We start from the raw sequence: 1,606 nt of genomic DNA, 5'->3' as shown, positions 1-1,606 counted from the left end.
AKCATATTTTAGAAGAAAAGATGAATTTGGTAATACCGTTGGACAAGTTCAAATTGAATATAATAAAATGGGTTCTTGTAATGTTTGAGATATTTTAAATATAAATAATTTTATTAATCGCCAAATTACCATATTACCTTTAAACTATACACAAAAATTAGTATTTAATCCTTTTACTATCCCGGGCGGAGTTGGTAAATTCTTAAACTTTATTTCATTTGGTATTCCATGAGGTTGAGTAATTAATCAAGATAAAAAAACTTGACCTAATTTTCAATTTCTTAATGGTTTTATGAGTTCTAATGTTTATAGTTTTTATAATGATGCCTTTTGATCTGAAAAATCAAAAGGTAAAGGTTATTTACCATTTGAAATATTTAGAGAACAAGGTAATGATAAAGTTGGTGCTATATTTGGTGCTAATGCTACTAGTTTAGGGTTTACTACTTTATTAACTGATAAATTAAAAGGTACAGTTTATACTAAGGATGGTAAAGTAACTGAACAAATAACTTATTCAACTTATAATTTAAAACAATTAAATGAAAAAACTAACCGAATTTATTTAATTAATGAACAAACAAAAGCAGTTGAAGCACAAAAACCAGTTAGTGATAGTGAAAAAGATAATGATTGCAAATTCTTACAAACACCTGATGGAACAAATTGTAGTTATATAATTGATATGTTTTCAATTCAAGCATTATATAAAGGTAATTTTGAAATTATATTTTATGCTGATAACCCATATACTAATAATGAAGAAGATTACTTACGCTTATCAGTATGAAGTTTCAGAGGTAAAACAAAAAGTGTTTTAAATAATTATTTACGCGATATGACAACTAATTATAAAACTAGTTTCTTATTACCACATGATTATGAAATACCAACATTTAATTACCCACAATATGTCTTACCACCAGTACCATATAATTATAAGGAATATACAAAAGATATTATGCGTTCTTATGTAGTACTACCATTATTAACTAAAATTATTGCACCAGCACAATGTAAAGTGGGAAATTATGAGCCAGTTAATTTATTTGATGATACAGAAGAATATAAAGGTTATTATGAAATAGAAATTGATTTAAAACAAATTGACCCAACAATTCAAAGTATTAGTAAATTTCAAGATGCTTATAAAACAATAGAAATAAGTAATCTTAATAATTTACAAGTTGAATGTGGGCCACCAAATATAGAGAATTTTATTCCTAATAGAAATATTAATTTATCTGCTGGTGAAAATACTTGTAATTATGATTTAGGTTCATTAAATAATATAACTTTAAAACAAACTGGTCGTTCACAAACTGATAAAGTTAATTTTCCAAATACTTTTTCAATAGATACAAAAGAAATAACTAATGATATTCAAACATTTGAACCTATTGCTTATACTAATGGTTTACCAAGCGGAAATTATCAAAACACTTATTTCACTTACCAAGATAGAGTAGTAATTAAATTTTTACTTCAAATAACTTTAATTTTGTCGAAAACTCTTGATATTTATAAAATATACCTAAAATTAGGTATATTTTTAATATATGGAGGTAAATAATTAATGAAAAAAATAATTACAGAATTAATAWWA

At 24.5% G+C, this 1,606-nt stretch carries 1 protein-coding gene; it reads left to right on the top strand.

The genetic code is table 4. From position 1 onward, the window contains the following. The coding region (locus tag EHV01_RS05375; protein ID WP_422066558.1) for a hypothetical protein at window positions 1-1,573 on the top strand (1,573 nt) is incomplete at its 5' end. Between the last annotated feature and the right edge of the window lie 33 nt (window positions 1,574-1,606).

It is taken from the genome of Spiroplasma sp. hy2 (genome assembly GCF_044714365.1).
Lineage (GTDB): Bacteria > Bacillota_I > Bacilli_A > Mycoplasmatales > Mycoplasmataceae > Spiroplasma > Spiroplasma phoeniceum.
This window is presented reverse-complemented; position numbering and strand designations above follow the sequence as displayed.